The 25,928-nt window shown below is 62.9% G+C and carries 26 protein-coding genes; 16 read left to right on the top strand and 10 right to left on the bottom strand.

Annotated elements, in window-relative coordinates; genetic code table 11:
• Window positions 1–4: 4 nt before the first annotated feature.
• Entirely contained in the window at window positions 5–892 is an 888-nt protein-coding gene (mmsB, locus tag ACOZJV_RS17165; RefSeq protein ID WP_078474057.1) for a 3-hydroxyisobutyrate dehydrogenase, read from the top strand.
• 48 nt (window positions 893–940) lie between these two features.
• Here mmsB and ACOZJV_RS17160 read toward each other — a convergent pair whose 3' ends face one another.
• A complete protein-coding gene (locus ACOZJV_RS17160) occupies window positions 941–1,285 on the bottom strand; it encodes a cupin domain-containing protein (RefSeq protein ID WP_078474056.1) in 345 nt (114 codons plus the stop codon).
• Between the two features lie 268 nt (window positions 1,286–1,553).
• Here ACOZJV_RS17160 and kynB point away from each other — a divergent pair, with 268 nt between their 5' ends.
• A complete protein-coding gene (kynB, locus tag ACOZJV_RS17155; protein WP_421548096.1) occupies window positions 1,554–2,195 on the top strand; it encodes an arylformamidase in 642 nt (213 codons plus the stop codon).
• 106 nt (window positions 2,196–2,301) lie between these two features.
• Window positions 2,302–3,156, top strand: a complete 855-nt coding sequence (gene kynA, locus ACOZJV_RS17150) for a tryptophan 2,3-dioxygenase (protein ID WP_201129328.1) — start codon at window positions 2,302–2,304, stop codon at window positions 3,154–3,156.
• 64 nt (window positions 3,157–3,220) lie between these two features.
• Here kynA and ACOZJV_RS17145 read toward each other — a convergent pair whose 3' ends face one another.
• The 4 genes from ACOZJV_RS17145 to antA form a co-directional block, all read right to left on the bottom strand.
• Window positions 3,221–4,621, bottom strand: coding sequence for an amino acid permease (locus ACOZJV_RS17145; protein ID WP_078474054.1), 1,401 nt, complete (start codon window positions 4,619–4,621; stop codon window positions 3,221–3,223).
• A gap of 76 nt (window positions 4,622–4,697) precedes the next feature.
• Window positions 4,698–5,720: an anthranilate 1,2-dioxygenase electron transfer component AntC gene (gene antC / locus ACOZJV_RS17140; RefSeq protein ID WP_421548095.1), complete on the bottom strand. Its 1,023-nt coding sequence runs from the start codon at window positions 5,718–5,720 to the stop codon at window positions 4,698–4,700.
• Between the two features lie 16 nt (window positions 5,721–5,736).
• Complete coding sequence (gene antB, locus ACOZJV_RS17135) at window positions 5,737–6,228, bottom strand: anthranilate 1,2-dioxygenase small subunit (protein ID WP_078474052.1); 492 nt, start codon at window positions 6,226–6,228, stop codon at window positions 5,737–5,739.
• A gap of 2 nt (window positions 6,229–6,230) precedes the next feature.
• Window positions 6,231–7,619 (bottom strand): anthranilate 1,2-dioxygenase large subunit, encoded by a 1,389-nt coding sequence (gene antA, locus ACOZJV_RS17130; protein WP_078474051.1) that lies wholly within the window; start codon window positions 7,617–7,619, stop codon window positions 6,231–6,233.
• 451 nt (window positions 7,620–8,070) lie between these two features.
• On the opposite strand from antA, the gene ACOZJV_RS17125 reads away from it, so the two are divergent.
• Window positions 8,071–9,084, top strand: coding sequence for an AraC family transcriptional regulator (locus tag ACOZJV_RS17125; protein WP_078474071.1), 1,014 nt, complete (start codon window positions 8,071–8,073; stop codon window positions 9,082–9,084).
• Window positions 9,085–9,109: 25 nt separating this feature from the next.
• Here the strand turns inward: ACOZJV_RS17125 and ACOZJV_RS17120 are convergent, their stop codons facing one another.
• Window positions 9,110–9,583, bottom strand: coding sequence for an Lrp/AsnC family transcriptional regulator (locus ACOZJV_RS17120; protein WP_078474050.1), 474 nt, complete (start codon window positions 9,581–9,583; stop codon window positions 9,110–9,112).
• A 219-nt stretch (window positions 9,584–9,802) separates the two neighbouring features.
• Here ACOZJV_RS17120 and kynU point away from each other — a divergent pair, with 219 nt between their 5' ends.
• Both kynU and ACOZJV_RS17110 read left to right on the top strand, forming a co-directional pair.
• A complete protein-coding gene (gene kynU / locus ACOZJV_RS17115; RefSeq protein WP_421548094.1) occupies window positions 9,803–11,053 on the top strand; it encodes a kynureninase in 1,251 nt (416 codons plus the stop codon).
• Window positions 11,054–11,237: 184 nt separating this feature from the next.
• Window positions 11,238–12,650 carry an amino acid permease gene (locus tag ACOZJV_RS17110; protein WP_078474048.1) on the top strand — a complete coding sequence of 471 codons (1,413 nt, stop codon included), beginning with the start codon at window positions 11,238–11,240 and terminating at the stop codon, window positions 12,648–12,650.
• A gap of 191 nt (window positions 12,651–12,841) precedes the next feature.
• On the opposite strand, the gene ACOZJV_RS17105 is transcribed toward ACOZJV_RS17110, so the two are convergent.
• The 3 genes from ACOZJV_RS17105 to ACOZJV_RS17095 form a co-directional block, all read right to left on the bottom strand.
• Entirely contained in the window at window positions 12,842–13,213 is a 372-nt protein-coding gene (locus tag ACOZJV_RS17105; protein ID WP_421548093.1) for a MerR family transcriptional regulator, read from the bottom strand.
• Between the two features lie 61 nt (window positions 13,214–13,274).
• Window positions 13,275–13,850, bottom strand: coding sequence for an NAD(P)H-dependent oxidoreductase (locus ACOZJV_RS17100; RefSeq protein ID WP_078474047.1), 576 nt, complete (start codon window positions 13,848–13,850; stop codon window positions 13,275–13,277).
• Between the two features lie 58 nt (window positions 13,851–13,908).
• Window positions 13,909–14,793 (bottom strand): LysR substrate-binding domain-containing protein, encoded by an 885-nt coding sequence (locus ACOZJV_RS17095; RefSeq protein WP_421548092.1) that lies wholly within the window; start codon window positions 14,791–14,793, stop codon window positions 13,909–13,911.
• Window positions 14,794–14,902: 109 nt separating this feature from the next.
• Here ACOZJV_RS17095 and ACOZJV_RS17090 point away from each other — a divergent pair, with 109 nt between their 5' ends.
• Window positions 14,903–15,667, top strand: coding sequence for a sulfite exporter TauE/SafE family protein (locus ACOZJV_RS17090; protein WP_421548091.1), 765 nt, complete (start codon window positions 14,903–14,905; stop codon window positions 15,665–15,667).
• A gap of 231 nt (window positions 15,668–15,898) precedes the next feature.
• Complete coding sequence (locus tag ACOZJV_RS17085; RefSeq protein ID WP_421548090.1) at window positions 15,899–16,204, top strand: hypothetical protein; 306 nt, start codon at window positions 15,899–15,901, stop codon at window positions 16,202–16,204.
• A gap of 32 nt (window positions 16,205–16,236) precedes the next feature.
• Here the strand turns inward: ACOZJV_RS17085 and ACOZJV_RS17080 are convergent, their stop codons facing one another.
• A complete protein-coding gene (locus ACOZJV_RS17080; protein WP_421548089.1) occupies window positions 16,237–16,551 on the bottom strand; it encodes a putative quinol monooxygenase in 315 nt (104 codons plus the stop codon).
• Between the two features lie 205 nt (window positions 16,552–16,756).
• On the opposite strand from ACOZJV_RS17080, the gene ACOZJV_RS17075 reads away from it, so the two are divergent.
• From ACOZJV_RS17075 to ACOZJV_RS17040, 8 genes are all read left to right on the top strand, one after another.
• Window positions 16,757–17,347, top strand: a complete 591-nt coding sequence (locus tag ACOZJV_RS17075) for an NAD(P)H-dependent oxidoreductase (protein WP_078469702.1) — start codon at window positions 16,757–16,759, stop codon at window positions 17,345–17,347.
• A 100-nt stretch (window positions 17,348–17,447) separates the two neighbouring features.
• On the top strand, window positions 17,448–18,359 hold the full coding sequence (locus tag ACOZJV_RS17070) for a LysR family transcriptional regulator (protein ID WP_020299987.1): 912 nt from the start codon (window positions 17,448–17,450) through the stop codon (window positions 18,357–18,359).
• 103 nt (window positions 18,360–18,462) lie between these two features.
• Entirely contained in the window at window positions 18,463–19,356 is an 894-nt protein-coding gene (locus ACOZJV_RS17065; RefSeq protein WP_421548088.1) for an NAD-dependent epimerase/dehydratase family protein, read from the top strand.
• A gap of 195 nt (window positions 19,357–19,551) precedes the next feature.
• Window positions 19,552–21,219, top strand: a complete 1,668-nt coding sequence (gene ggt / locus ACOZJV_RS17060) for a gamma-glutamyltransferase (protein ID WP_078469704.1) — start codon at window positions 19,552–19,554, stop codon at window positions 21,217–21,219.
• 195 nt (window positions 21,220–21,414) lie between these two features.
• Window positions 21,415–22,860, top strand: coding sequence for a SulP family inorganic anion transporter (locus ACOZJV_RS17055; RefSeq protein WP_421548087.1), 1,446 nt, complete (start codon window positions 21,415–21,417; stop codon window positions 22,858–22,860).
• A 279-nt stretch (window positions 22,861–23,139) separates the two neighbouring features.
• Window positions 23,140–23,469: a hypothetical protein gene (locus ACOZJV_RS17050; protein ID WP_078469706.1), complete on the top strand. Its 330-nt coding sequence runs from the start codon at window positions 23,140–23,142 to the stop codon at window positions 23,467–23,469.
• A 248-nt stretch (window positions 23,470–23,717) separates the two neighbouring features.
• The gene (locus ACOZJV_RS17045; RefSeq protein ID WP_078469707.1) at window positions 23,718–25,067 is read left to right on the top strand and encodes a gluconate:H+ symporter; all 1,350 of its coding nucleotides are present in this window, start codon (window positions 23,718–23,720) and stop codon (window positions 25,065–25,067) included.
• Entirely contained in the window at window positions 25,068–25,928 is an 861-nt protein-coding gene (locus ACOZJV_RS17040) for a MurR/RpiR family transcriptional regulator (protein WP_078469708.1), read from the top strand.

Genomic DNA, 25,928 nt, shown 5'->3' with positions numbered 1-25,928 from the left:
GGCCATGAAGATTGCATTTATCGGTCTGGGCAACATGGGCGCGCCGATGGCGCGCAACCTGATCAAGGCCGGCCACGCGCTGAACCTGTTCGACCTGAACCAGACGGTGCTGGCGGAACTGGCGGCCCTGGGCGGCAGCATCAGCGCCTCGCCACGCGCCGCCGCCGAGGGCAGCGAGCTGGTGATCACCATGCTCCCGGCCGCCGCCCATGTACGCAGCGTGTGGTTGGGCGAAGACGGTGTACTGGCGGGTATCGCCCGAGGCGTGCCGGCCGTGGATTGCAGCACCATCGACCCGCAGACCGCCCGTGAAGTGGCGGCGGCCGCGGCCCGGCAGGGCGTGGCCATGGCCGACGCTCCGGTGTCCGGCGGTACCGGCGGGGCCCAGGCCGGGACCCTGACCTTTATGGTCGGGGCCAATGCCGAGCTGTTCGCCACCCTGCAGCCGGTGCTGGCGCAGATGGGGCGCAACATTGTGCATTGCGGTGAAGTCGGGACCGGGCAGATTGCCAAGATCTGCAACAACCTGCTGCTGGGCATCTCGATGATCGGCGTCAGTGAAGCCATGGCCCTGGGCGATGCGCTGGGGATCGATACCCAGGTGCTGGCGGGAATCATCAACAGCTCGACTGGCCGTTGCTGGAGCTCCGACACCTACAACCCGTGGCCGGGAGTGATTGAAACCGCCCCGGCATCGCGCGGCTACACCGGTGGTTTCGGTGCCGAACTGATGCTCAAGGACCTGGGGCTGGCCACCGAGGCGGCACGCCAGGCGCACCAGCCGGTGGTACTTGGCGCAGTGGCCCAGCAGTTGTACCAGGCCATGAGTCAGCGCGGTGAAGGTGGCAAGGACTTCTCGGCGATCATCAACAGCTATCGCAAGCCCCAGTAGACGGGGCTTTTCCGAGGGCCCGCGTCGGGCGCGCCCTCGGCTTTTTGCTCAGGCGAAAACGAAGTACTTGCGCACCGTCTCCACCACTTCCCAGGTGCCTTTCATCCCCGGCTCGACCACGAAAATATCACCCGCGCGCAAGTGGATCGGCGCCATGCCGTCCGGGGTGATCACGCAGTAGCCTTCCTGGAAATGGCAGTACTCCCACTTCACATACTCCACGTACCATTTGCCCGGCGTGCAGATCCAGGTGCCCATGATCTTGCTGCCGTCCTCGCTGGTGTAGGCGTTGAGGTTGACGGTGTGCGGGTCACCTTCGAGCTTTTCCCACTTGCAGGCGTCGAGTACCGGTAGTGGGTGCGTGTCGCGCAGAACGGTGATGGGCTGGTTCATGTGGGGCTCCTGGTGATGTGGCAGAACTGAAGCAGCACCCTATAGCGCCCGGCCTGCGGCCAGTTGTCTGAACTCGACATCGGGGTACCCAGAAGCGCAGCCCGGGAGCAGGTCGGCCCAGCGCCGCGAGGTCATTGATATTTCCGCGTGTGAAATGGCCTTTTCGTAGAAGAATTTGCGAAAGATCCGAGCGATGCCGAAGTATTTTGCAAGAATCTACACAGGCATCACTCGTATGATTCAGTTCGCATTGGTCGAGAGCAGCACAATGGAAAAAACCACAGCCTGGTGGGATATCAGCCCGCCCTTGAGCACCGCGACCCCCACCTGGCCGGGCGATACGCCGTTTCAGGAAGAGCGGGTCTGGCAGTTCGGGCCCGAGTGCCCGGTGAACGTCGGGCGCATCACCCTGTCCCCGCACACGGGTGCCCATGTCGACGCACCCCTGCATTACAGCGCCGACGGCGCGCCCATCGGCGAGGTCTCGCTGGATGTGTACATGGGCCCGTGCCGGGTTGTGCATTGCCTGAACATTGGACCGCTGGTGCGGCCCGAAGACCTGCACGGGCACCTGGATAACCTGCCCGAGCGGGTCTTGCTGCGCACTTATCAACAGGCGCCGCTGAGTGAGTGGGATGCGGATTTCACCGCTGTCGCCCCGGAGACCGTCGAGCTGCTGGCCGGCCTGGGCGTGCGCCTGATCGGCATCGACACGCCGTCCCTGGACCCGCAGCAATCCAAGACCATGGACTCCCACAACGCCGTGGCGCGCCATGGCATGGCGATTCTTGAAGGTGTGGTACTCGATGACGTCGCAGCAGGGGATTACGAACTGATCGCCCTGCCGCTGCGTTTTGCCCACCTGGATGCAAGCCCGGTTCGGGCCATCCTGCGTCCGTTGCGACGCTAGTTTTCCACAACAACGAAGCGTGCCGTCGCCCGCTGCCGCGCCTGGATTGCATTCCTCGCGCCCCCGCGAACGGCACGCCACCCCCCTGACGTGAGGAGCCCACGCGATGAGTCAATGTCCCTATTCACCCAACCATCAGCCGGAAGAGTGGCATAACGCCGAGCTGAATTTTTCCGACTCCATGAGCTACGGCGACTACCTGGACCTGGGGCGCATCCTCAGCGCCCAGCATCCACTGTCGCCGGACCACAACGAGATGCTGTTCATCATCCAGCACCAGACCTCGGAGCTGTGGATGAAGCTGATGCTGCACGAGCTCAAGGCCGCGCGCGAGCATGTGCGCCTGGGCGAGTTGCCGCCGGCGTTCAAGATGCTGGCGCGGGTGTCGCGGATCTTCGACCAGTTGGTGCACGCCTGGGCGGTACTGGCGACCATGACCCCTTCGGAATACAAGTCGATCCGCCCGTACCTGGGGCAGTCCTCGGGCTTCCAGTCGTTCCAGTACCGGGAAATCGAATTCATCCTCGGCAACAAGAGCGCGGCCCTGCTGCGTCCCCACGCCCATCGCCCGGAGCTGTTGCAGTCCCTGGAGCAATCGATTGCCACGCCGTCGCTGTATGACGAAGCGATCGGCCTGATGGCCAAGGCCGGGCTGAGCATCGACCCGCAGCGCCTGGAGCGCTCCAGCACCGCACCGACCGAACACGACGCCAGCGTGGAAGCCGCCTGGCGCGAGGTCTACGCCGATCCTTCGCGCTACTGGGACCTGTATCAGTTGGCCGAGAAGTTCATCGACCTCGAAGACTCGTTCCGCCAGTGGCGCTTCCGCCATGTGACGACTGTGGAGCGCATCATCGGCTTCCAGCCAGGTACCGGCGGCACTGAGGGCGTGGGCTACCTGCGCAAGATGCTCGACACCGTGCTGTTCCCCGAGCTGTGGCGCGTGCGTTCGTCGCTCTGATAGCAAGCCAAAAAAAACGGCCCGGCATTCACTGAATGCCGGGCCGTTTTGCTTTACGCGGGGTTTATTGCAGCGCGGTTTGCGCGGCCTTGTTGGCCAGGCGCATGCGGTAGAAGCCCCAGATCACCAGGACCCAGACCGGGATCGCATACACCGAGACGCGGATGCCGGGGATCATCAGCATCACCACGATGATCATGGCCATGAAGGCCAGGCACAGGTAGTTGCTGAAGGGGAACCAGAAGGTCTTGAACGACGGCACCACGCCTTGCTCGCCCATGGCTTTGCGGAACTTGATGTGAGTCAGGCTGATCAGTGCCCAGTTGATCATCAACGAGGCCACGACCAGGGCCATCAACAGCTCCAGCGCTTCCTTGGGCGCCAGGTAGTTGACCACCACACACAGCAGGGTGACCAGCGCCGAAACCCCCAGGGCCAGCAATGGCACGCCCTGTTTGTTGAGCTTCATCATGGCTTTTGGCGCGTCACCCTGTTCGGCCAGGCCGTAGAGCATGCGGCTGTTGCAGTACACGCCGCTGTTGTAGACCGACAGCGCCGCGGTCAGGACCACGAAGTTGAGGATGTGCGCCGCAGCGTCGCTGCCGATCAGGGCAAAGATCTGCACGAACGGGCTGCCGCTGTAGGTGTCGCCGGAAGCGTTCAAGGTTTCCAGCAACTGGTTCCACGGGTACAGGCACAGCAGCACGGTCAGGGCGCCGACGTAGAAGATCAGAACCCGGTAGACCACCTGGTTGATCGCCTTCGGGATCACCTTGCGCGGCTCGCTGGCTTCGGCGGCAGTGATGCCCACCAGCTCCAGCCCACCGAAGGAAAACATGATGAAGGCCATGGCCATCAGCAGGCCCGTGCCGCCATTGGGGAAGAACCCGCCGTGGCTCCACAGGTTGCTCACCGACGCCTGGGGCCCGCCGCTGCCGCTGAACAGCATGTAGCAGCCGAGGGCGATCATGCCGATGATTGCCACCACCTTGATGATGGCAAACCAGAACTCGGTCTCCCCGAAGAACTTCACGTTCATCATGTTGATCAGGTTGACCAGCACGAAGAACACCACGGCGCTGACCCAGGACGGTATTTCCGGCCACCAGAACTGCACGTACTTACCCACGGCGGTGAGTTCGGCCATGCCCACCAGGACATACAGCACCCAGTAGTTCCAGCCGGCCAGAAAGCCGAAGTAACCGCCCCAGTATTTATGCGCGAAGTGGCTGAAGGAGCCGGCAACCGGCTCTTCGACGATCATTTCGCCGAGCTGGCGCATGATCAGGAAGGCAATGAAGCCGGCAATGGCATAGCCGAGAATCATCGCCGGACCCGCGGATTTGAGCACGCCGGCAGAACCCAGGAACAAACCGGTGCCGATCGCCCCGCCCAGGGCGATCAGCTGGATATGACGGTTTTTCAAGCCTCGCTTGAGTTCACCCTGTTTCACAATTTGATCCACTAATTACGCTCTCTTTTAGTTGTTATCAGGACCGATCCGAGTAGTCGGGTGGTTCGATCATCCTGTTGCAGAAGGATCAGATATTACTCTCGGTGAACTTCTCGTAATACAGCTGAATCGCCTTATGTGGCTGTTCCTGCAGCCAGTTTCGGATGGATTCGACCATCGGCGGCGGACCGCAGACGTACATGTCGGCTTCGTTGTCGCGCAGTTCGCTGCTGTCCAGGTGCTCGGCGATATAACCGCGCTTGCCCGACCATTGGGCGTCGGGCTCGCTGAGCACCGGGGTGTAGCGAAAGCCCTGAATGCGCTCGGCGTAGGCGGCAATTCGCTCGCCTTCGCACAGGTCGGCGGCGCCGCGCACCCCGTAATACAGGTGCACCGGCTGCTCGCAGCCCATGTCGGCCAGTTGGTCAAGCATGCCCAGCAGGGCCGACAACCCGGTGCCGCCGGCCACCAGGATCAGCGGCTTGGCGACATGGCGCAGGTAGAACGCCCCTAGCGGCGCTTCCAGTTGAAGGGTGTCGCCCACCAGGCAGCGCTCGCGGATGTAGTTGCTCATCACCCCGTCGGGCAGTAGGCGGATCAGAAACTGCAGCTGGTTGTTGCTGTCGGGGCGGTTGGCGAACGAGTAGGAGCGCTTGTTCGACGTGCCGGGCACCGTCAGCCGCGCGTATTGCCCGGGCAGGAAGTCCAGGGTCGGCTCGCTGCTGCCCAGGTCCAGGTAGAGGATCGCGGTGCTTTCGCTGACCTGCCGGACCTCGATCACCGAGCCGCTCAGGGACGCGGGCCCGGCGCTGTTGCACAGGCTGGAGTCGAAGTCGAAATAGAACGCCGCGTCGGACTGTACGCGGGTCTGGCAACTGAGCATCTTGCGTTGCTCAAGGTCCTGGGCGGTGAGGGCTTCCTCGTCGACGTAATCCTGGCTGTACTTGCCCGACTCACAGCGGCCCTGGCAGGTGCCACACACGCCTTCGCGGCAGTCGAGGGGGATATTGATGCCGTTGCGCAGCGCGGCATCGAGCAATATTTCATTGGGTTTCACGGGGAAAAACAGCGTCTTGCCATCGGCAAAGCTGAACGCGACCTTATGGTTCATGGCGATGTCCGCGGCGTCAGAGGTGATAGAAATCGAGCACTGAGTTGATGCTGTCGTTGAGCAGCAACACGTGCTTGCGGTTGATCAGCCAACTGCCCTGGTGGGGCGTGAGGCGGTACGTGGCCTGGCCGTAGAACTGCTCGGACGTGGCCAGGCGATAGAACAGGGTGTGCCAGTTGAGGCGCACTTCGAGGCTGCCGTCGCCCTGTTCGGCGATGCGTACGTTGTTGATCAGGTGCAGGGTGCGTGGCATCGGTGTGGCGGAAGCGGCCTTGCCGGTGCGCAGGCGAAACACCCGGTCTTCCAGGCCGCCACGGTTGGCGTAGTAGATCAGCGACATCTCGCGCTTGGGGTCGCGGGTGTAGACGTGCTCGGAATCCCACTGCGGCAGGTGGAACTCGCTCTGCGGGTCGAACAGCGCCAGGTAGGCGTCCCAGTCCTGGGCATCGCACAGCTCGGATTTACGGTAGAAAAACTGCTCGATCTGGTACTGCAATTGCGCATTCATGGTCATACCTCCCGCAGCTTCAGGGATTGGGCGTCGAGGCCGTCGAGCAGGAACTTCTGCCAGTTGCTGTGCTGGTTGACGTACAGCCCTTCGTGGGTGAATTCGGCGCCGGTCATGGCCGGTTGAATGCCGATGGCTTCGCTGTTGGCCGTGGGTCCGGTGAGCCAGCGATGGTTGCCGCGGGAGATATCGCTCCAGCGTTCCAGGCGTGCCTGGAAACCCCGCTGGGCTTCACGGAATTCCACCAGGTCATCGGGGGTACCCATGCCGGACACGTTGAAGAAATCCTCGAACTGGCGAATGCGGTTTTCGCGGTCGGCATCCGACTCGCCCTTGACCCCCAGGCACTGGCTGACGATCTCGGTCTTGTTCCAGGCCACCGGGCGGATGATCCGCAACTGCGAGCTGATCTGGTCGAGGAAGAACAGGCTTGGGTAGATGTTCAGGTTGCGCAGGCGGTGCATCATCCACTCGGCCTTGGCCTGGCCGTGCTCTTCGATCAGGCGCGGCATGATGGTGGCGTAACCGGAGCGCACGGCCGGGTTCGGCATGTCACTGAACAGCACGCTGTGGCCGTTGTTGAAGGCGAACCAGCCGTCGTCGGTATTGGCATCGCCGGCGCCGAGCTTGCTGTAGTCCAGGGTCCCGGCGCTGCTGGTGCCGTTTTCGCTGTTGACCTGCTGGCGGTGCTGCACGGTGGCCACGTAGTTGTAGTGCACGGTGCTGACGTGATAACCGTCGAGGCCGTTTTCGTTTTGCAGCTTCCAGTTGCCGTCGTAGGTGTAGGACGACTTGCCGGGCAGCACTTCCAGCTCACCGGTGGGCGACTGCGCGACCATCATGTCGAAGAACACCCGCGCATCGCCGAGGAAGTCTTCCAGGCTGTTGTCGGCGTTCACGTCGAGGCTGATAAACACAAAGCCCTTGTAGCTTTCGATGCGGGCCTTTTTCAGGCCGCGAGTGGCTTTGTCGAAGCCTTCCGGGTATTCGCCCGGGGCCTTGACCTTGACCAGACGGCCGTCGCTTTTGTAGCACCAGGCGTGGAAAGGGCAGGTGAAGGTCGACTGGTTGCCCTTGCCAACCCGGGTCAGGGTGGTGCCGCGATGCTGGCAGGCGTTGATCAGCGCGTTGAGACGACCCTCGCCGTCGCGGGTGATGATCATCGGCTGGCGCCCGGCGCGCATGGTCACGAAGTCGTGATTGTTGGCCAGTTCGCTTTCGTGGCAGGCGTAGATCCAGTTCTTCTCGAAGATCAGCTCCATCTCCAGATCGAACAGCTCGGGCTCGGTGAAAATATCCCGGGCAATTCGGAACACGCCGTCGGCCGGACGAAAATCGAGGCAGCCCTCGATGAAGCTTTTCCATTGTTCTGTGGTTCTTGCACCATTCATGAGTCGGTACCTTTTTATTCAGGGCAATCAGGTGCGCTCATTAGAGGGAGTGACGGCCCCGGGTGGCTATCCGCTTAATTGCCCAAGGCCATCCAGAAAATTGCCGCCGCTCACCCCTGTAGCCGCTGCCGAGCCCGCGACGCTTCGCTGTCCCTCACATCCACCCAAACAACTCCCTGCCCCCTCCGAGGTAACACCCCAGCGCTCCCGCCTGTGCGTCTAATACCCAACCCGGTGCACCACTCGACCAACGGCTGCACCGCGATGCAGCGATGGGCTAATGTGGCCGACAGCAGCGAGGCATGTTCAGGGGACGGCAGCCGGGTGTTATCCACTTAGTCAGGGATTGTTATCCGCTAAGTAGGCGGTGGTCGTTTCAGGCGCAGAACTTGCTGTTCAAGCGAGAGACGCGCCGTCAGAGCGCGCAAAAAAATTGCCGTGGGTGTACCTGATGAACAGCAAAGCCGATTCGCAGTTTCGCGATATCTGTATCGACCACTACGACCTCGAAAGCGCCAGGAGCTGGATGTCCGGCATCTGCGGGCCGCACCGGCTCGAAACCGCGAATCCCGAGCGCATCCGCTTTCACCACAGCGCCAACGTCTTCAAATCCCGCGCCACCACCCTGGGGACCATCGAGTACGGCACCGATGTGCGGGTCGATATCGAAGACGCCGAGCGCTTCAGCAGCTACAGCCTGAGCCTGCCCTTGAGCGGCGAACAGGAGCTGAGCCGGGATGGCCGCCTGCTCAAGTCCAACCGCGACCAGGGGGTGATCATCTCGCCCAACGAAAGCCAGGTGCTGTCGATCTCCGGTGACTGCCGCAAGGTCCAGGTGGTGATCACCCGTGCAGCCATGAACGAGGCGCTGGAAGTCCTGCTGCAACGTCCGCTGGACGCGCCCCTGCGCTTCGAGGCGGTGATGGATGCGGTGGATGGCGCGTCCGCGTCGTGGTGGCGCATGGCGCGTTATTTCATCGCCGAGCTGGAACGCAGCAACGTGCTCTACGAGCAACTGGCCTTTACCCGCGACATCGAAAGCTCGCTGATCAAGGGCTTGATCCTGGCCCAGCCGAACAACTATTCCGATGAGCTGGGCGAGGTGTTGCAGGTCAAGCTGCCGCACTACCTGGTTCGTGCTCGGCAGTACATCCACGACAATGCGCGCGAGGCCATTCACCTCGAAGACCTGGAGGCCGCCGCCGGGGTGTCGCGCTTCAAGTTGTTCGAGGCGTTCAAGAAGTACCTGGCCCTGTCGCCGATGGTCTACCTGAAAAAATACCGCCTGAACGCGGTGCGCCGGGAAATCCTCGAGCATGGCTCGGCGCGCAATATTTCCGAGATCGCCCTGGGCTGGGGCTTCACCCACCTGGGGCGGTTTTCCGCGGAGTACCGCAAGCTGTTCAACGAAGCCCCCAGCGCCACCCTGCAACGCAACGAGGCCCGCAGCCTGCGCCGGTTCTGACGACCGGGAGCAGGCCTTGTTGCAGCTATTTTCTGGGCAGCAGGTCCAGCAGTTGCGAGCTTTCCTTGATCTTCTGCAGGACGATCTCGGAGCGGATATCGGTGACGCCCGAGGTGCGGTTCAGGTGATTGACGATGAAATCCGAGAAGTGCTTGAGGTTGCGCGCCTGGATCCGCAGCACATAGTTGCTGGCGCCGGTCACCACGTAGGCGGTGACCACTTCGGGCCACTGCTGGACCTTCTTGATAAAGGTCTCGTGCCAGTCGTCGACGTCCTGGCGCAGCGACACATGGACGATGGCCTCCAGCTCGATGCCCAGGCGCTCGGCATTCAGCTCGGCGCGATAGCCATTGATGATTCCTTCGCTCTCCAGCAGGCGCAGGCGGCGCAGGCAGGCGGAGGGCGACAGGGCGACTTTTTCCGCCAGCTCATGGTTGCTGATGCGCCCGTCCTGTTGCAGTACATGCAGGATGCGCAGGTCTGTGGAGTCGAGAATCATGGTTGGCATTTATCCGCGTTTTTCAGGGTTTAAGTCGAAGAATCTTCGAGTCAACTACGATCGGGTCGCTCATTTTGCACGAAAATTCTTTAAAGCATCGTTCATTATTTACCCAGCGTACAGGGGCCGCCAGCCCCTGGAGAGCGTCCCTCGACCCCGGCGCGAAGCGCAAGCCGCCGCCCGTCGAGACGCTGACTCATCCCTGACCAAGGAAATTTCATGACTACCAGAAACGCTTGCCTGGCCCTCGATGCAGAAGATTCGCTGGCCCCGCTGCGCCAGCAGTTTGCCTTGCCGCAAGGGGTGATCTACCTCGATGGCAACTCCCTCGGTGCGCGGCCGGTGGCTGCCCTGGCGCGGGCACAGCAGGTGATTGAGCAAGAGTGGGGCAATGGCCTGATCCGCAGCTGGAACAGCGCCGGCTGGCGTGCCCTGTCCGAGCGCCTGGGCGACCAGTTGGCCGGTTTGATCGGGGCGGGGGCGGGCGAAGTGGTGGTCACCGATACCACCTCGATCAACCTGTTCAAGGTGCTCAGCGCTGCGTTGCAGGTGCAGAACCTGCGGGCTCCCGGGCGTCGGGTGATCGTCACCGAAAGCAGCAACTTCCCCACCGACCTGTACATTGCCGAAGGCCTGGCCGAGATGCTGCAACAGGGTTATTCGTTGCGCCTGGTGGACAGCCCCGAAGAGCTGCCTCAAGCCATCGACCAGGACACCGCAGTGGTGATGCTGACCCACGTCAACTACAAGACCGGGCACATGCACGACATGCAGGCCACCACTGCGCTGATCCACGAGTGCGGCGCCCTGGCCATCTGGGACCTGGCCCATTCCGCTGGCGCCGTGCCGGTGGATTTGAAGCAGGCCGGTGCCGACTACGCCATCGGCTGCACCTACAAATACCTCAGTGGCGGCCCGGGCTCCCAGGCGTTCGCCTGGGTCGCGCCGGCGCTGGTCGACCTGGTGAAACAGCCGCTTTCGGGCTGGTTCGGCCATGCCCGCCAGTTCGACATGGAATCGCGTTACGAGCCGAGCAGCGGCATTGCCCGCTACCTGTGCGGCACCCAACCGATCACCTCGCTGGCGATGGTCGAGTGCGGCCTGGACATCTTCGCCCAGACCGACATGGCCAGCCTGCGCCGCAAGTCCCTGGCACTGACCGACCTGTTTATCGAACTGGTCGAGCAACGCTGCGGCGCCCACGGCTTGACCCTGATCACCCCGCGCGAGCATGCGCGTCGTGGCAGCCACGTCAGCTTCGAGCACCCGCAAGGTTATGCGGTGATCCAGGCCCTGATCGCCCGTGGCGTGATTGGCGATTATCGCGAGCCACGTATCATGCGTTTCGGCTTTACCCCGCTGTACACCAGCTTTACCGAAGTCTGGGATGCGGTGCAGATCCTTGGCGAAATCCTCGATCAGAAGACCTGGGACCAGGCGCAATTCCAGGTGCGCAACAGCGTGACCTGACACCGACGCCCTGGAACCTGTTGATGATCTGCTGCGCTTCGCTCATGCGGCGTTAAACATCGCTGAGCGTCGCTCGTTAGATCGTCAACAGGTTTCTGTACGCGTTGAAATTCTCTGCCGCCACGGTTTGCGCCCTGGCGGCAGAGGCGTGCTGCGACATCGATAACAATAAAGGGGCACAAAAGTGACCACGACCAATAAGGGTTTTGAGGCGATTTCCAATCGCGAACTGGGGCTGCGACGTCAGCTCACTTCGGGGCAGATGAGCATGATCGCCATCGGTGGCGCGATCGGCACCGGCCTGTTCATGGGCAGCGCCTACGCCATCGGCTATGCGGGTCCCAGCGTGCTGCTCAGTTATGCCATCGGTGCGCTGATCACCTTGATCCTGATGGGCTGCCTGGCGGAAATGACCGTGGCCCACTCGACTTCCGGCTCGTTCGGCGCCTATGCCGAGTTCTATATCAGCCCGCTGGCCGGGTTCCTGGTGCGCTATGCCTACTGGGCGGCGATTGTGCTGGCGGTCGGGGCGGAAGTGACGGCCATCGCGATGTACATGAAGTTCTGGTTCGCCAACGTGCCGGAGTGGGTGTGGATCGTCGCCTTCTCCAGTGTGCTGATCGTGCTCAACGCCATCAGCGTGAAGACCTTCGGTACGTTCGAATACTGGTTCTCGACCATCAAGATCGGGGCCATCGTCGGTTTTATCATCCTCGCGGTGTATGTGGTGTTCGGCTCGGGCAACGCCGAGTACGGGGTGCACAACTACACGGCCCATGGCGGCTTCTTCCCCAACGGTTTCCAGGGCATGTGGATTGCGGTGATCGTCTCCATCTTCAGTTACCTGAGCGTGGAAATGATCGCGGTGGCTGCCGGTGAAGCCGAAGACCCGGAGCGCGCGGTGAAGAAAGCCTTTCGCGCGACCATCGTGCGCCTGGTGGTGTTCTACCTGCTGACCCTGGCCCTGATGCTGGCCATCGTGCCGTGGGTCCAGGCTGGCAAGGCCCAGAGCCCGTTCGTCACGGTGATGCAGACCATCGGCATTCCGGGGGCCACCGGGGTCATGAACTTCGTGATCCTGATTGCCGCGTTGTCGGCGATGAACAGCCAGCTGTACATCACCACGCGCATGATGTTCAGCCTGTCCCGCGCCGGTTATGCGCCCAAGTCCATGGGCGCCCTGAGCAAGAACGGGATCCCGCTCAACGCCTTGATCCTGTCCAGCTCGGGCATTGCCCTGGCGACCCTGGTCAACGTGCTGTACCCGGAAAGCTCCTTCACCTTGATGATGGCGATCTCGATGTTCGGCGCGATCTTCACTTGGTTCATGATTTTCCTCACCCACTACTGCTTCCGCCGCTACCACCAGAAACACGGCGAACAGAAGCTGTCGTTTCGCATGCGCCTGTTTCCCTACAGCACGCTGCTGGGGCTGGTGCTGATGGGCGCGGTAATGATCACCACGGTGTTCACCGAGGCTTTCAGGATGACCCTGGTGTTTGGCGTGCCGTTCCTGGTGATCCTGTCCGTGGTGTACTTTTTCTGCTTCCGCAAACCGCGCGTCGAGGCCGGCTTGGCGCCGTTGCCCAAGGTGTAAGCACAACACTTAACCAGTGGCGGGCTGCCACCCTTGTGGCGAGGGAGCGTGCTCCCGTTGGGCAGCGTAGCGGCCCCAAGCCCGCCACTTCGGTCTATCCGGCACACCGCGCGCTCAGGTGTTGCGGTCGCTGCGCAACCGAGCGGAAGCAAGCTTCCTCGCCACACAGCCTCCAGTGTCGCTGCGGTGTTCTAGAGGGGGCCCAGGGGGCATTGATGGCGCGCGGTTTCCAGCTGGACTTCGAAGTCATCGATGCGGGCGTGCAGCTGTTGCAGGGAAGCGATCTGCTGCACCAGCTCGCGCTTTTTGCTGGCCAGGGCTTCCCGCGCCAGCTCCCAGGGGAAGTCCGGGCCGCTGTGCCGGGCCAGTAACCCTTGCAGTTCCTTGAGCTTGAAACCCAGTTGCTGGGCGCATTTGATAAAGATCAGCAGGTCGACGCTCTGCTGGTCATAGAGTCGGTAGTTGCCCTGGCGCTGTGCCGGCGGCAACAGGCCGATGCTCTCGTAGTGGCGAATGGTCTTGACCGTGGTCGCCGACAGCTGCGCGGCTTTGCCGATAAACATGCACATTCCCTTTTCCAATGCCGCCGACAGCGTGTAAGCGTCGGCGCATTATCCGAGAGAATCAGCGGCTGGCAAGCGCCGCCGCCTGCTCCAGCCAACCCTGTTGCCGCACCTGGCTGGAGCCCAGGATCGGGCCGAAGGTCAGGGTCTTCAGTGGCCGGATACCGCAGAACGCCAAGGTAGTCTTGCGCACCTGATGCAGCCCGGGCATGTGGTAGACCCATTGGTAGTACCAGGGCGGGGTATCCATGGTCACCAGCAGGTCGGCGGTGCGGCCTAGCAGCAGCTTTTCGGGGAAGGCCTTGCCCGGGCGGTACTTGAAGGCGAAGCCGGGCAGGAACACCCGGTCGAAGAAGCCCTTGAGCAGGGCCGGAATCCCGCCCCACCAGATCGGATAGACCAGGGTCAGGTGCTCGGCCCAGGTGATGTCGGCCTGGGCCTGCAACAGGTCGGCCTCCAGGGGCTGGATCTGCTGATAGCCCTCGTGCAGCACCGGGTCGAAGTCCAGTGTGCCGAGTCGTAGTTGCCGCACTTCGTGCCCGGCCTGCTGCGCGGCCTGCACGTAACGTTCGGTCAACGCGCCGCAGAAACTGGCGCTTGAAGGGTGGCCCAGAATCACCAGTATGCGTTTGCCCATTGCCGACTTTTCCTTGAATAGCAAAACCCCAGGTTAAAGCCGGCCCCTGGGGGGAGAGTCAAGCCGGGACCAGGGCCTCCAGCAAGGCACGGGCATAGGCCGGCAGGGCGCCGAGGTCTCGGGCACAGAGCAGCAGCTTGCGCTGGGCCCAGGGCTCCCCGAGCGGACGCACCTGCAGCGCCAGCTCCAGGGTGCAACGCTCCAGCGCCGCCTGCGGCACCACCGCGAGACCGGCACCGTGGGCCACCATGCGCAGCACGCCATCGAAACCATCGGCCCGGATCCGTATCTGCATCCGCAGCCCGGCGTGCAGCGCCTGTTCTTCCAGGTACACCGCCAGGGCGCTGTGGGCGGCCAGGCCGACGTAATCGTGATGCAGGGTGTCGCCAAAGCGCAGGTCCGGGTGGCTGGCCAACGGATGATGGGTCGGCATCACCAGCAGCAGCGGGTCGTCGCGAAACGCCCGGGTGTCCAGGCCCTGGGTGTCCACCGCGTCGGAGACGATCCCCAGGTCGGCCGCGCCCTGGCGCAGGGCGTGGGTGATGCGCTGGCTGGGCAGTTCCTGCAGGTCGATGTCGAGGTTGGGGTGTTGGCAGAGAAAATCCGCCAGCAGCTCCGGCAGGTATTCGGTGATCGCCGTGGTGTTGCACAGCAGGCGCACCTGGCCTTTTGCGCCTTGGGCGTACTCGGCCAGTTCCTGGCGCAGGTGCTCGGCCTGTTGCAACAGGATTCGGGCGTGCTGCGCCAGGGCTTTGCCGGCGGCAGTCGGGGTCACGCCGCGCCGGCCACGTTGCAGGAATTCTATCCCCAGGGAGGCTTCCATGGCCCGTATACGCGCACTGGCTGCGGCCAGGGACAAATGGCTGCGCAGCGCGCCCGCGGTGATATTGCCGGCCTCGAGAACATTCAGGTACAGCCGCAAATCCACTAAATCAAATTGCACAGTCGCCTCCACCACCGCTGTCCTATAGGTCATAGCCTCTTGCTGGGAGAGAGGCTGGCTCAGTATATGGCAGATTTTCAGGGGCCTGCCCAGGGCTCAGGATAGGGCCATGAATACTCTTCTCGCGTTTTATCAGAACCTGGGCCTGGCCCTGTCATTGTTGGTGGTTGGCACCTTTTTGCTGGCCGGAACGATCAAGGGCGTGATCGGCCTCGGGCTGCCGACCATCGCCATGGGTCTGCTGGGCATGGCTATGGCCCCCACGCAGGCTGCCGCTCTGCTGATTATCCCGGCCACCCTGACCAACCTCTGGCAGCTGGCGTTTGGCGGGCATTTGCGCGGCTTGCTTGAACGCCTGTGGCCGTTGTTGTTGATGATCGTGCTCGGCACCGGGGCCGGCACTCTGTGGCTGGGGATCGACGGCGGGGGCGGGGTGGTGCGGGCATTGGGCGCGGCCTTGTTGCTGTACGCCCTGAGTGGCCTGCTGCTGCCCACGCTGCAGGTAAGCCCGCACCATGAGCGCTGGCTGGGGCCGCTGTGTGGCCTGGTGACCGGAATCATCACTGCGGCCACCGGGGTCTTTGTGATTCCGGCGGTGCCCTATCTGCAAGCCCTGGGGCTGACCAAGGATCAACTGGTCCAGGCCCTGGGCCTGTCGTTCACTGTCTCGACCCTGGCCCTGGCCGCCGGGCTGTTATGGCGCGGCGCCCTGGGCGGTGGCGAGTTGAGTGCATCGCTGCTGGCCCTGGCGCCGGCGCTGCTGGGGATGTGGTTCGGCCAATGGCTGCGCCAGCGCATCAGCGCCCGGTTGTTCAAGCGGGTGTTCTTTATCGGCCTTGGGGGGCTGGGGGCGCATCTGCTGGTCAGTGGCTAGGGACACGCCAGCCCTCAACTCAGGCCCGCGCGGGGGCAATAACGGCGCTCATCCAGCATTTTCGGACACTCCTTAACGCTCATCAGAAACACTTCGAATAGGGTGTTCGACGATGAAAAGGAGGGCCGCGATGGCCGATACCGTTCGATGACGATCACTGGCAACAACCGCCGCCTCCCTATGCCGGGAGGCCAGTAATTCATGCCCCGAGAGTCGTTATCGACCCTGGCGTTGTATGCCCTGGCATCGCTGGCGGTGTTCCTGGCGTTCTATCTGACCTCAAGAAGCATTTCAGGCGTTCACCGCACGCCGCGCAGGTTCTGGTGTTTCTTTGTGCTGCTGGTGCTGTGGGGCGCAGGTCAACTGAGCGTGGCTCGTTACGGTTGCAGTGTTTTTCAGCTCCCGTCCAAGGACTTTCCGGAACGCGACTGCATCATTCGCTGGGTGGCTTTTATAAGCGCCGCGCTGCAGATGTTTTGTCTGCCGAGTTCGGCCAATCCTGAGCCGTGGTTTTCCCGAAAAGCCAGGCCTCGCTAATCAATCTCGCCCCGCTTGCTGCGCCGGGGCTATCAGCCATTCGCCGAAGATCGGCTCAGCATGTCGATCCGCCGAATCTCGAAATCCCGCTCCAGGAAGTCCATGCGCTGTTCGAAAAAACGTTTCATGTGCGGCAGGTTGGAATGCACGTCCAGGTGCGCCCGGGATTGCCAGATCTCATAGAAGATAAACAGCGTCGGGTCCTGCTGGTCGCGCAGCATGTGGTACTCGATACAGCCCGGCTCGGCACGGCTGGGTTCGACGTAGGCGCGAAACAGCGCCTCGAAGGCCTCGGCTTGTTCGGGGCGGGTTTTGGCATGCAGGATAAAACCGTGTTGCTCGGACATGGGGCGCTCTCGCTGAGTAGGATTTAAAAATCCTATAACAACAATCACCTGGTTATTCGTGCGTATAGGTCAAATGTATTTTGTCCGACCCAGGCTTATTCCCGCGGCTATGCATCGATACCCTGCCGCCATCGTTTTTAATCTTTTCAACTCGGCGCCAGGCACAAGCCACGCGCCAACGGGTTGTTCCCGATGAGGCTGGATCATGAAAAAAGTACTGTTGCTCAACGGCGGCAAAAAGTTCGCCCATTCCGATGGCCGCTACAACACCACCCTGCATGAAACCGCCCTGGCGGTGCTCGACCGTGGCGGCGTGGACGTCAAGGTGACCCACATCGACGCGGGTTACGACATTCAGGAAGAAGTGGCGAAGTTTCTCTGGGCCGACGTGATCATTTATCAGATGCCGGGCTGGTGGATGGGCGCGCCGTGGATCGTCAAGAAATACATCGACGAAGTGTTCACCGAAGGCCACGGCAGCCTGTACGCCAGCGATGGCCGGACCCGCTCCGACGCCTCGCAGAAGTACGGCAGCGGCGGCCTGTTGCAGGGCAAGCAGTACATGCTGTCGCTGACCTGGAACGCGCCGCAGCAGGCGTTCGATGACCCTAGCGACTTCTTCGAAGCCAAGGGCGTGGATGCGGTGTACTTCCCGTTCCACAAGGCCAACGAGTTCCTGGGCATGGACGGTTTGCCGACCTTTCTCTGTGTCGACGTGATGAAGCGCCCGGCCATCGAGGCCGACATCAAGCGCTACGAAGAGCACCTCCAGACCGTGTTCAATCTGCCGGCGTAAATCCGACTACTATTGACGGCCTTGAAAGCGCCTATGCGCTTTCGTCGCGAGGGCCCATGCTCCCTCGCAACGCCGTTAATTGTTGCCAGAGAGGGTTCACGTGAAAGCCAGATCCGACGAATTGCAGATTTTTGTCTGCGTCATCGAATGCGGTTCGATTTCCGCCGCAGCCGAGCAGATCGGGCAGACCCCCTCGGCGGTCAGTCGCACCTTGTCGCGGCTCGAGGCCAAGCTCGACACCACCCTGATCAACCGCACCACCCGGCGCATGGACCTGACGGAGGAGGGCAAGTACTTCTTCGAACAGTCCAAGCTGATCCTCGACCAGATGGACGAGCTTGAAGAGCGCCTCAGCTCACGCCAGCAGACCCCCTCCGGGCGCTTGCGGATCAACGCCGCGTCTCCCTTCATGCTGCATGCCATCGTTCCCTATGTGGCCGAGTTCCGCAGCCTGTACCCGGATATCCAGCTGGAACTCAACAGCAATGACCTGATCATCGACCTGCTGGAACAGAGCACCGACATCGCCATCCGTATCGGCGTGCTGGCCGACTCGACCCTGCATGCGCGCTCCCTGGGCTGCAGCCCGCTGCACATCCTCGCCAGCCCGGCCTACCTGGAGCGTCACGGCACGCCGCAGAGCGTGGCGCAGCTGAGTGAGCACACGCTGCTGGGCTTTACCCAGACCGAGACCCTCAACCACTGGCCGCTGCGCCATGTGCACGGTGATCGCTGGCAGATCGAACCGGGCATCAGTGCCTCCAGCGGTGAAACCCTGCGCCACCTGGCGCTGGAGGGGCAGGGCATTGCCTGCCTGTCGCACTTCATGACCATCGACGACATCAACGCCGGGCGTCTCAAGGTGCTGCTGGCCGAGGCCAACAGCGGCTACCGCCAGCCGATCAATGCCGTGTACTACCGCAACTCGCAGTTGGCGCTGCGCATCCAGTGTTTCCTCGACTTCATCCAGGGCAAGCTGGCCGGCTACGCCAACCCGGTGTTCAAGGGCTGATTCGTGACTCTCACGCAAGATTGAATTGGGCCAGCCTGGCTGTTTCCGCACGGAGCAGGCCTCGATACTGGCAGCATCACTTTTCAACCCTGGGAGTTACTCCATGAACGTATTCGTTACCGGCGCGGCAGGTTTTATCGGCGGCTCGATTGCCACGGGTCTGGTCAAGGCCGGCCACCAGGTCACCGGCTTGGTGCGCAGCGCCGAACAGGCCGCAGAACTGAGCGCGCTGGGAATCACCCCAGTGCTCGGCACCCTGGACGACCAGGCCCTGCTCACCGAGCAGGCGCGCAAGGCCGATGCGGTGATCAACGCCGCCAGCAGCGATCACCGGGGCGCGGTGGAAACCCTGCTCGCGGCGCTCAAGGGCAGCCACAAAACCTTCCTCCACACCAGCGGTTCAAGCATCGTCGGCGACGCTTCGGGCGGGCACGCCAGCGACCGGCTGTACCTTGAGGACCAACTGCCGCAGCCCACGCCGGACAAGGCTCCGCGGGTGGCCATCGACAACCTGGTGCTGGCGGCGGCCAGGGACGGGGTGAACTCGGCGGTGATCTGCAACACCCTGATCTACGGCCACAGCCTGGGGGTCAAGCGCGACAGCGTGCAGTTGCCTCGGCTGCTGAAACAGGCACGCAACAGCGGTGTGGTGCGCCATGTCGGGCCGGGGCAGAACATCTGGTCCAATGTGCATATCGAAGACGTGGTGGCCCTGTACCTGCTGGCGCTGACCGGCAACACCCCGGGCACTTTCTACGTTGTCGAAAGCGCGGAAGCCTCCTTTATCGAGATGACCACCGCCATCGCCCAGGCCCTGAACCTGGTGCAGCCGCAGGATTGGCCGCTGGCCGATGCCGAAGCCGAATGGGGCTATGAAATGGCCAACTATGGTCTGGGTTCCAACAGCCGGGTCCGGGGCAAACACGCTCGCGAACAGCTGGGTTGGGTGCCCAAGCGCACCTCGGTGGTGGAGTGGATCCGCAACGAAATGCTCTGATGTGCAGCCGCGTGCGGCAATGCCGGTTGCGTGCTTTTTTGGCGAGGCGTGACCGCCCTCGCCATCGGTAACCTGTTCACCCAGAGCTGATCGACCTCAGCCCGGGGCCAACTTTTGTTGTTGATCCGATTTGCCCCGATCGCGAATTTGGGCATAAGGTTCTGCCTGTTAAAAAACAATAAAAGGACGGACTTCATGCGCATTGTGCTGTTTAAAACCTTGGCCCTGACGGTGGCCATTGCGGCCAGTTCCCAGGCGTTTGCCGTGACCCTGGAGGGCGGCGCGGTGGCCGCGCCGAACCAGTACGGCGCCGATGTCGCGGCGCAGGTCCTGAAAAAAGGCGGTAACGCGGTGGACGCCGCGGTGGCCACGGCCTTTACCCTGGCCGTGACCTACCCCGAGGCCGGCAACATCGGTGGCGGCGGTTTCATGACCCTGTTCATCGACGGCAAACCCTACTTCCTCGACTACCGCGAGACCGCGCCCAAGGCCGCGTCCCGCGACATGTACCTCAATGAAAAAGGCGAAGTCATCGAAAACCTGAGCCTGGTGGGCGCGCGCGCGTCCGGGGTGCCGGGCACGGTGATGGGGTTGTGGGAGGCGCATCAGAAGTTCGGCAAATTGCCCTGGAGCGAGCTGATCACCCCGGCGGTGGGCTACGCGAAAAACGGCTTCAAGGTGGCCGACAAGCAGTATCAGTACCGCGAAGATGCGTTGAAGCTGTTCAACGGCAGTACCAACTTCGGCGACTATTTCGGCAGCATGAAACCCGGTGAAACCTTCCGCCAGCCGGAGTTGGCCGCGACCCTGGAACGCATTGCCGACCAGGGCGCCAAGGAGTTCTACAGCGGCAAGACTGCCGATCTGCTGGTGGCGCAGATGCAGGCCGACAAGGGCCTGATCACCAAGCAGGATCTGGGCGACTACAAGGTCCAGTGGCGTGAGCCGCTGCAAGTGAGTTTTCGCGGCAACACCCTGTACACCGCGCCACCGCCCAGTTCTGGCGGCGTGGCCCTGGCCCAGCTGGTGACCATCAAGGAAGAGCGCGCTGCGGCATTCAAGGGCGTCGAGCTGAACTCGGCAAAATACATTCACCTGTTGGCAGAAATTGAAAAACGGGTGTTCGCCGACCGCGCCGACTACCTCGGCGACCCGGCGTTTTCCGAGGTCCCGGTCAAGCAACTGACCGACCCGGCCTACCTGAAAAAACGCGCGGCCGAGGTCAACCCGGACGCCATCTCGCCCACGGAAAAAGTCCGTCCCGGCCTTGAACCGCACCAGACCACCCACTTCTCCATCGTCGACGCCCAGGGCAACGCGGTGAGCAACACCTACACCCTGAACTGGGACTACGGCAGCGGCGTGGTAGTCAAGGGCGCGGGCTTTTTGCTCAATGACGAAATGGACGATTTCAGCTCCAAGCCCGGGGTCGCCAATGCCTTTGGCGTGGTCGGCGGCGACGCCAATGCCATCGCCCCGGGCAAGCGCATGCTGTCGTCCATGAGCCCGAGCCTGGTGACCCGCGATGGCAAGGTCACCCTGGTGCTGGGCACGCCCGGCGGTTCGCGGATCTTCACCTCGATCTTCCAGGTGCTGAACAACCTCTACGACTTCAACCTGCCCTTGGAAAAAGCCGTGGCCGCGCAGCGCGTGCATCACCAGTTGCTGCCGAAGGACACGATTTACTTCGACGCCTACGCGCCGCTCACCGGCAAAGTCGCCGATGAGCTCAAGGGCATGGGTTACACCCTGGAAGACCAGGGCTGGGAGATGGGCGATATCCAGGCCATCCGGGTCACTGGCAACCAGTTGGAAACCGCATCCGACCCACGGGGCCGTGGGGTGGGCCTGATCGTCAAGTAACCCATGGGCAGCGCCGGCTCGCCGGCGCTCAACCTGGCTGCGCCCCGCCCGCCGCCGCGCAGCCTGTCCGGGGGGGCGTGATACCGCTCCCCGGCGCCGGCCAACTGGCCGAATCGCCCTCAATTCCGTAACATTCCCCGCCTTCTTCCCGCCACGCCCAGGCCCGGCACCGCCGGCCTGCATTGTAGGTAACCCATGAAAGTCACACGTCTGCGGGCCGATGCCCTGGCCGGACTCACCACCGCGTTCGCCTTGCTCCCCGAATGCATCGCCTTTGCCCTGGTGGCCCACCTCAACCCGCTGATGGGCCTGTATGGCGCCTTTATCATCTGCACCCTGACCGCGCTGTTCGGCGGCCGGCCGGGCATGGTCTCGGGGGCCGCCGGCTCGATGGCGGTGGTGATTGTCGCCCTGGTGGTGCAGCACGGCGTGCAATACCTGCTGGCCACGGTGTTGCTGGGCGGGTTGGTGATGATCGCCTTCGGCCTGTTGCGCCTGGGCAAGCTGGTGCGCATGGTGCCGCACCCGGTGATGCTGGGCTTCGTCAACGGCCTGGCGATCATCATTGCCATGGCTCAGCTGGAGCACTTCAAGAGTGGCGAACACTGGCTCAGCGGCAATCCGCTGTATGTGATGAGCGCCCTGGTGCTGCTGACCATGGCCATCGTCTACCTGCTGCCGCGCCTGACCCGGGCGGTGCCGCCGGCCCTGGTGGCGATTCTTGGGGTGGGGGTGCTGGTGTACCTGTTCGGCCTGCCGACCCGGACCCTGGGCGACATGGCGCACATTGCCGGCGGCCTGCCGAACCTGGCCTTGCCCCAAGTGCCGTGGACCCTGGAAACCCTGGGCATCATCGCCCCCTACGCGATCCTGATGGCCCTGGTCGGCCTGCTGGAAACCCTGCTGACCCTGAACCTGACCGATGAAATCACCGAGAGTCGGGGCTTTCCGGACCGTGAGTGCGTGGCCCTGGGCGCGGCCAATATCGCCTCCGGGATGTTCGGCGGCATGGGCGGCTGCGCGATGATCGGGCAGACCGTGATCAACCTGAGTTCCGGTGGCCGTGGCCGGCTGTCGGGGGTAGTGGCGGGGGTGATGATCCTGCTGTTTGTGCTGTTTCTGTCGCCGCTGATCGAGCGCATCCCGCTGGCGGCGCTGGTGGGGGTGATGTTCGTGGTGTCGCAGCAGACTTTCGCCTGGGCCTCGCTGCGGGTGATCAACAAGGTGCCGCTCAACGATGTGCTGGTGATCATTGCGGTCACCACCATTACCGTGTTTACCGACCTGGCCACTGCCGTGCTGTGCGGGATCGTGATTGCGGCGCTCAACTTCGCCTGGCAACAGGCCCGCGAGCTGTATGCCGACAGCCACCTGGAGGCCGACGGCAGCAAGCATTACCAGTTGCACGGCACCCTGTTTTTCGCCTCGACTGCGCCGTTTCTCAACCAGTTTGACCCGGCCAACGACCCGCCGCACGTGACAATCGACTGCCGCCACCTGAGCTTTGTCGACTACTCGGCCATTGCCGCCCTGATGACCCTGCGCGAACGCTACGCCAAGGCCGGCAAACACCTGCGGGTCCTGCACCTGTCGGAACGCTGCAAAAAACTCCTCAAGCGCGCCCGCGTGCAACACGACTGACATAGCCGAGTTGTAGCCGTCGCCGAGCCCGCGAGACTGCGCTGTCGCTGCCGGACACCCGATTAGCCCCGGGAAATAATGTCGTCCCCAAGGGCCAGCGCAGCCTGGCGGCAGCGGCTGCAGGTTTGCCGAATTTACGCGGGCCCGCCCCCCGAACACAGCCACTGGCCCCAGCAACGATTGCAAAAGGCCGCTATGAAAGGCGGCATTTTGCTGGCCCCCGGCACTGCGCTTCGTTGCCAAACTTGCTGTCTTTTCAGAAGCTTAGGTGTTGGCTAAATGCGGACTTTGGTATTGCCCCTGGCGCTGTTGGTCCTGGCGGGTGGCTCTTTTGAGGTGCAGGCCCGGGAGTTGAGCAAGCGTGAGCGTTTTGCCTGCAGTTGGGGTTCGGGCATCGCCGCCGGAGCCCAGCAGTCGAAGCTGTCCGGGGTGTCGCTGTATGGCGCGCGCAAGCAGTTGCAGGTGCGCAAATTCCCCCAGCCGTGGATGCGCATGTCGGCCATGGGCATCACCGAGCAAACCTACAACAGCCAGTCGCGGCTCAAGCCGGCTGCGGTCAAGCAGACCTATTACGAACAGTGCACGCAGCATGATTTCGCCCGCCGCTAGGGCCTGAAACCTTCTCCCCGAGCCCCTTGCCTGCCGCCCCGGTGCACCGCTGTGCGCCGGGCACAGCATCCCGAAATGGGATGAAAATACGCCTGCCGATTTTCATTACCGACGCTGGCGCATGTCGTTTCGCGACAAAGCGTATCTCTTCACGAAAGTTAGTTTCATATGGTTTGAAAGCTTCTCCTCGAAATGCTTTAAGAGTTTCACAACCATTCGACGTGACCCTGTCTTTCGAGGAGTAACGCATGACACCTGCATCGGGATACTGGCTGCTGGGCTATGCCGCCATGGCCATCATTGCGCTGATCGTTCTGATCGCGCGCTATCGAATCAATCCATTTATCGTCATCACCCTGGTCTCGGTGGGCCTGGCGCTGCTCGCCGGGATGCCGCCGTCGGGGGTGATCACCGCCTACGAGGCCGGGGTCGGCAAGACCCTGGGGCATATCGCGCTGGTGGTGGCCCTGGGCACCATGCTCGGCAAAATGATGGCCGAGTCCGGCGGTGCCGATCAGGTGGCGCGGACCCTGATCGACCGTTTCGGCGAACGCAACGCGCACTGGGCCATGGTCTGCATCGCCTTCCTGGTGGGCCTGCCGTTGTTCTTCGAGGTTGGGTTCGTGTTGCTGGTGCCGATTGCCTTTACCGTCGCACGCCGGGTCGGGGTCTCGATCCTGATGGTGGGCCTGCCCATGGTCGCCGGGCTTTCGGTGGTCCATGCCCTGGTTCCGCCGCACCCGGGGGCGATGCTGGCGGTGCTGGCGTATCAGGCATCGGTGGGGCAGACCTTGCTCTACGCGATTCTGATCGGGGTGCCGACCGCGATCATCGCCGGGCCGCTGTACGCCAAGTTCATCGTGCCGAGCATCCACCTGCCGGCGGACAACCCGCTGGAGCGCCAATTCACCGAGCGCGAACCCCGTGAGCGCCTGCCCAGCACCACGCTGACCCTGTGCACGATTCTGCTGCCGGTGGTGCTGATGCTGATCGGTGGCTGGGCCAACCAGTTGTCCACCCCGGGCACCGGCTTCAACCAGTTCCTGCAATTTATCGGCAACTCGGTGATTGCCCTGTTGCTGGCAACCCTGGTGAGCTTCTGGACCCTGGGCATCGCCCAAGGCATGAGCCGCGCCTCGATTCTCAAGTTCACCAACGAATGCCTTGCGCCCACGGCCAGCATCACCCTGCTGGTGGGCGCTGGCGGCGGCCTGAACCGGATTCTGATCGACGCCGGCGTCACCGAGCAGATCGTCGGCCTGGCCCACGAATTCCAGCTGTCGCCGTTGTGGATGGGCTGGCTGTTCGCGGCGCTGATGCGGATTGCCACCGGTTCCGCCACCGTGGCCCTGACCACCGCCTCGGGGGTGGTGGCACCGGTGGCGATTGGCCTCGGCTATCCGCACCCGGAACTGCTGGTGATCGCCACCGGCGCCGGCTCGGTGATCTTTTCCCACGTCAACGACGGCGGCTTCTGGCTGATCAAGGAATACTTCAATATGACCGTGGTCCAGACCTTCAAGACCTGGACGGTGCTGGAGACGCTGATTTCGGTGATCGCCTTCGGCTTGACCCTCGGTCTTTCGGAGTTGCTGTAGATGGACATCCTTTATCAGATTCGCGCCCGCCAGGACTCCTTCAGCGCCGGCGAAGGACGCATCGCCCGGTTGATGCTGGACGACGTCGGGTTCGCCGCGTCCGCCAGCCTCGACGAACTGGCGCAGCGCGCCGAGGTCAGCACTGCGACCCTCTCGCGCTTTGCCCGCAGCGTGGGCTGCCGCGACCTGCGTGACCTGCGTCTGCAACTGGCCCAGGCCAGCGGCGTCGGCAGCCGCTTTCTCGACCCCACCGGCGCGCCGGAGTCGTCGGGGTTTTACCGGCAGATCCTCGGCGATATCGAAACCACCTTGCATCAGCATCTGGCCGGTTTCGACGAGGCACGTTTCACCGATGCCGTGCGCCTGCTGGGCAAGGCGCGGATGATCCACGTCTTCGGCCTGGGTGGCTGGTCGGCCCAGTGCAGCGACGAATTGCAGGTGCGCCTGGTGCGCTTTGGCTATCCCATCGTGGCCTGCCATGACGCGGTCATGATGCGGGTCACCGCTGCGGTACTCGACGAAGAGCACCTGGTGGTCGCCTGCTCCCTGACCGGCCGCACCCCGGAGATGCTCGACGCCGTGGCCCTGGCGCGCAACTACGGGGCCAAGGTCATCGCCATCACCCGCAGCGCTTCGCCGCTGGCGCAGTTGGCCGACGTGCTGTTGCCGCTGCAAAGCGCCGAAACCTCATTCATCTACAAGCCGACCGCCGCGCGCTACGGCATGCTGCTGGCCATCGACGTGCTCGCCACCGAAGTGGCGCTGGTGCTGCCCGAGGAAAACCAGGAGCGCCTGCGCCGGATCAAACTGGCCCTGGACGACTACCGCGGCGGCGATGACCACCTGCCGCTGGGAGACTGA

Source organism: Pseudomonas sp. QD4 (assembly GCF_049199125.1).
Taxonomy (GTDB): domain Bacteria; phylum Pseudomonadota; class Gammaproteobacteria; order Pseudomonadales; family Pseudomonadaceae; genus Aquipseudomonas.
This window is presented reverse-complemented; position numbering and strand designations above follow the sequence as displayed.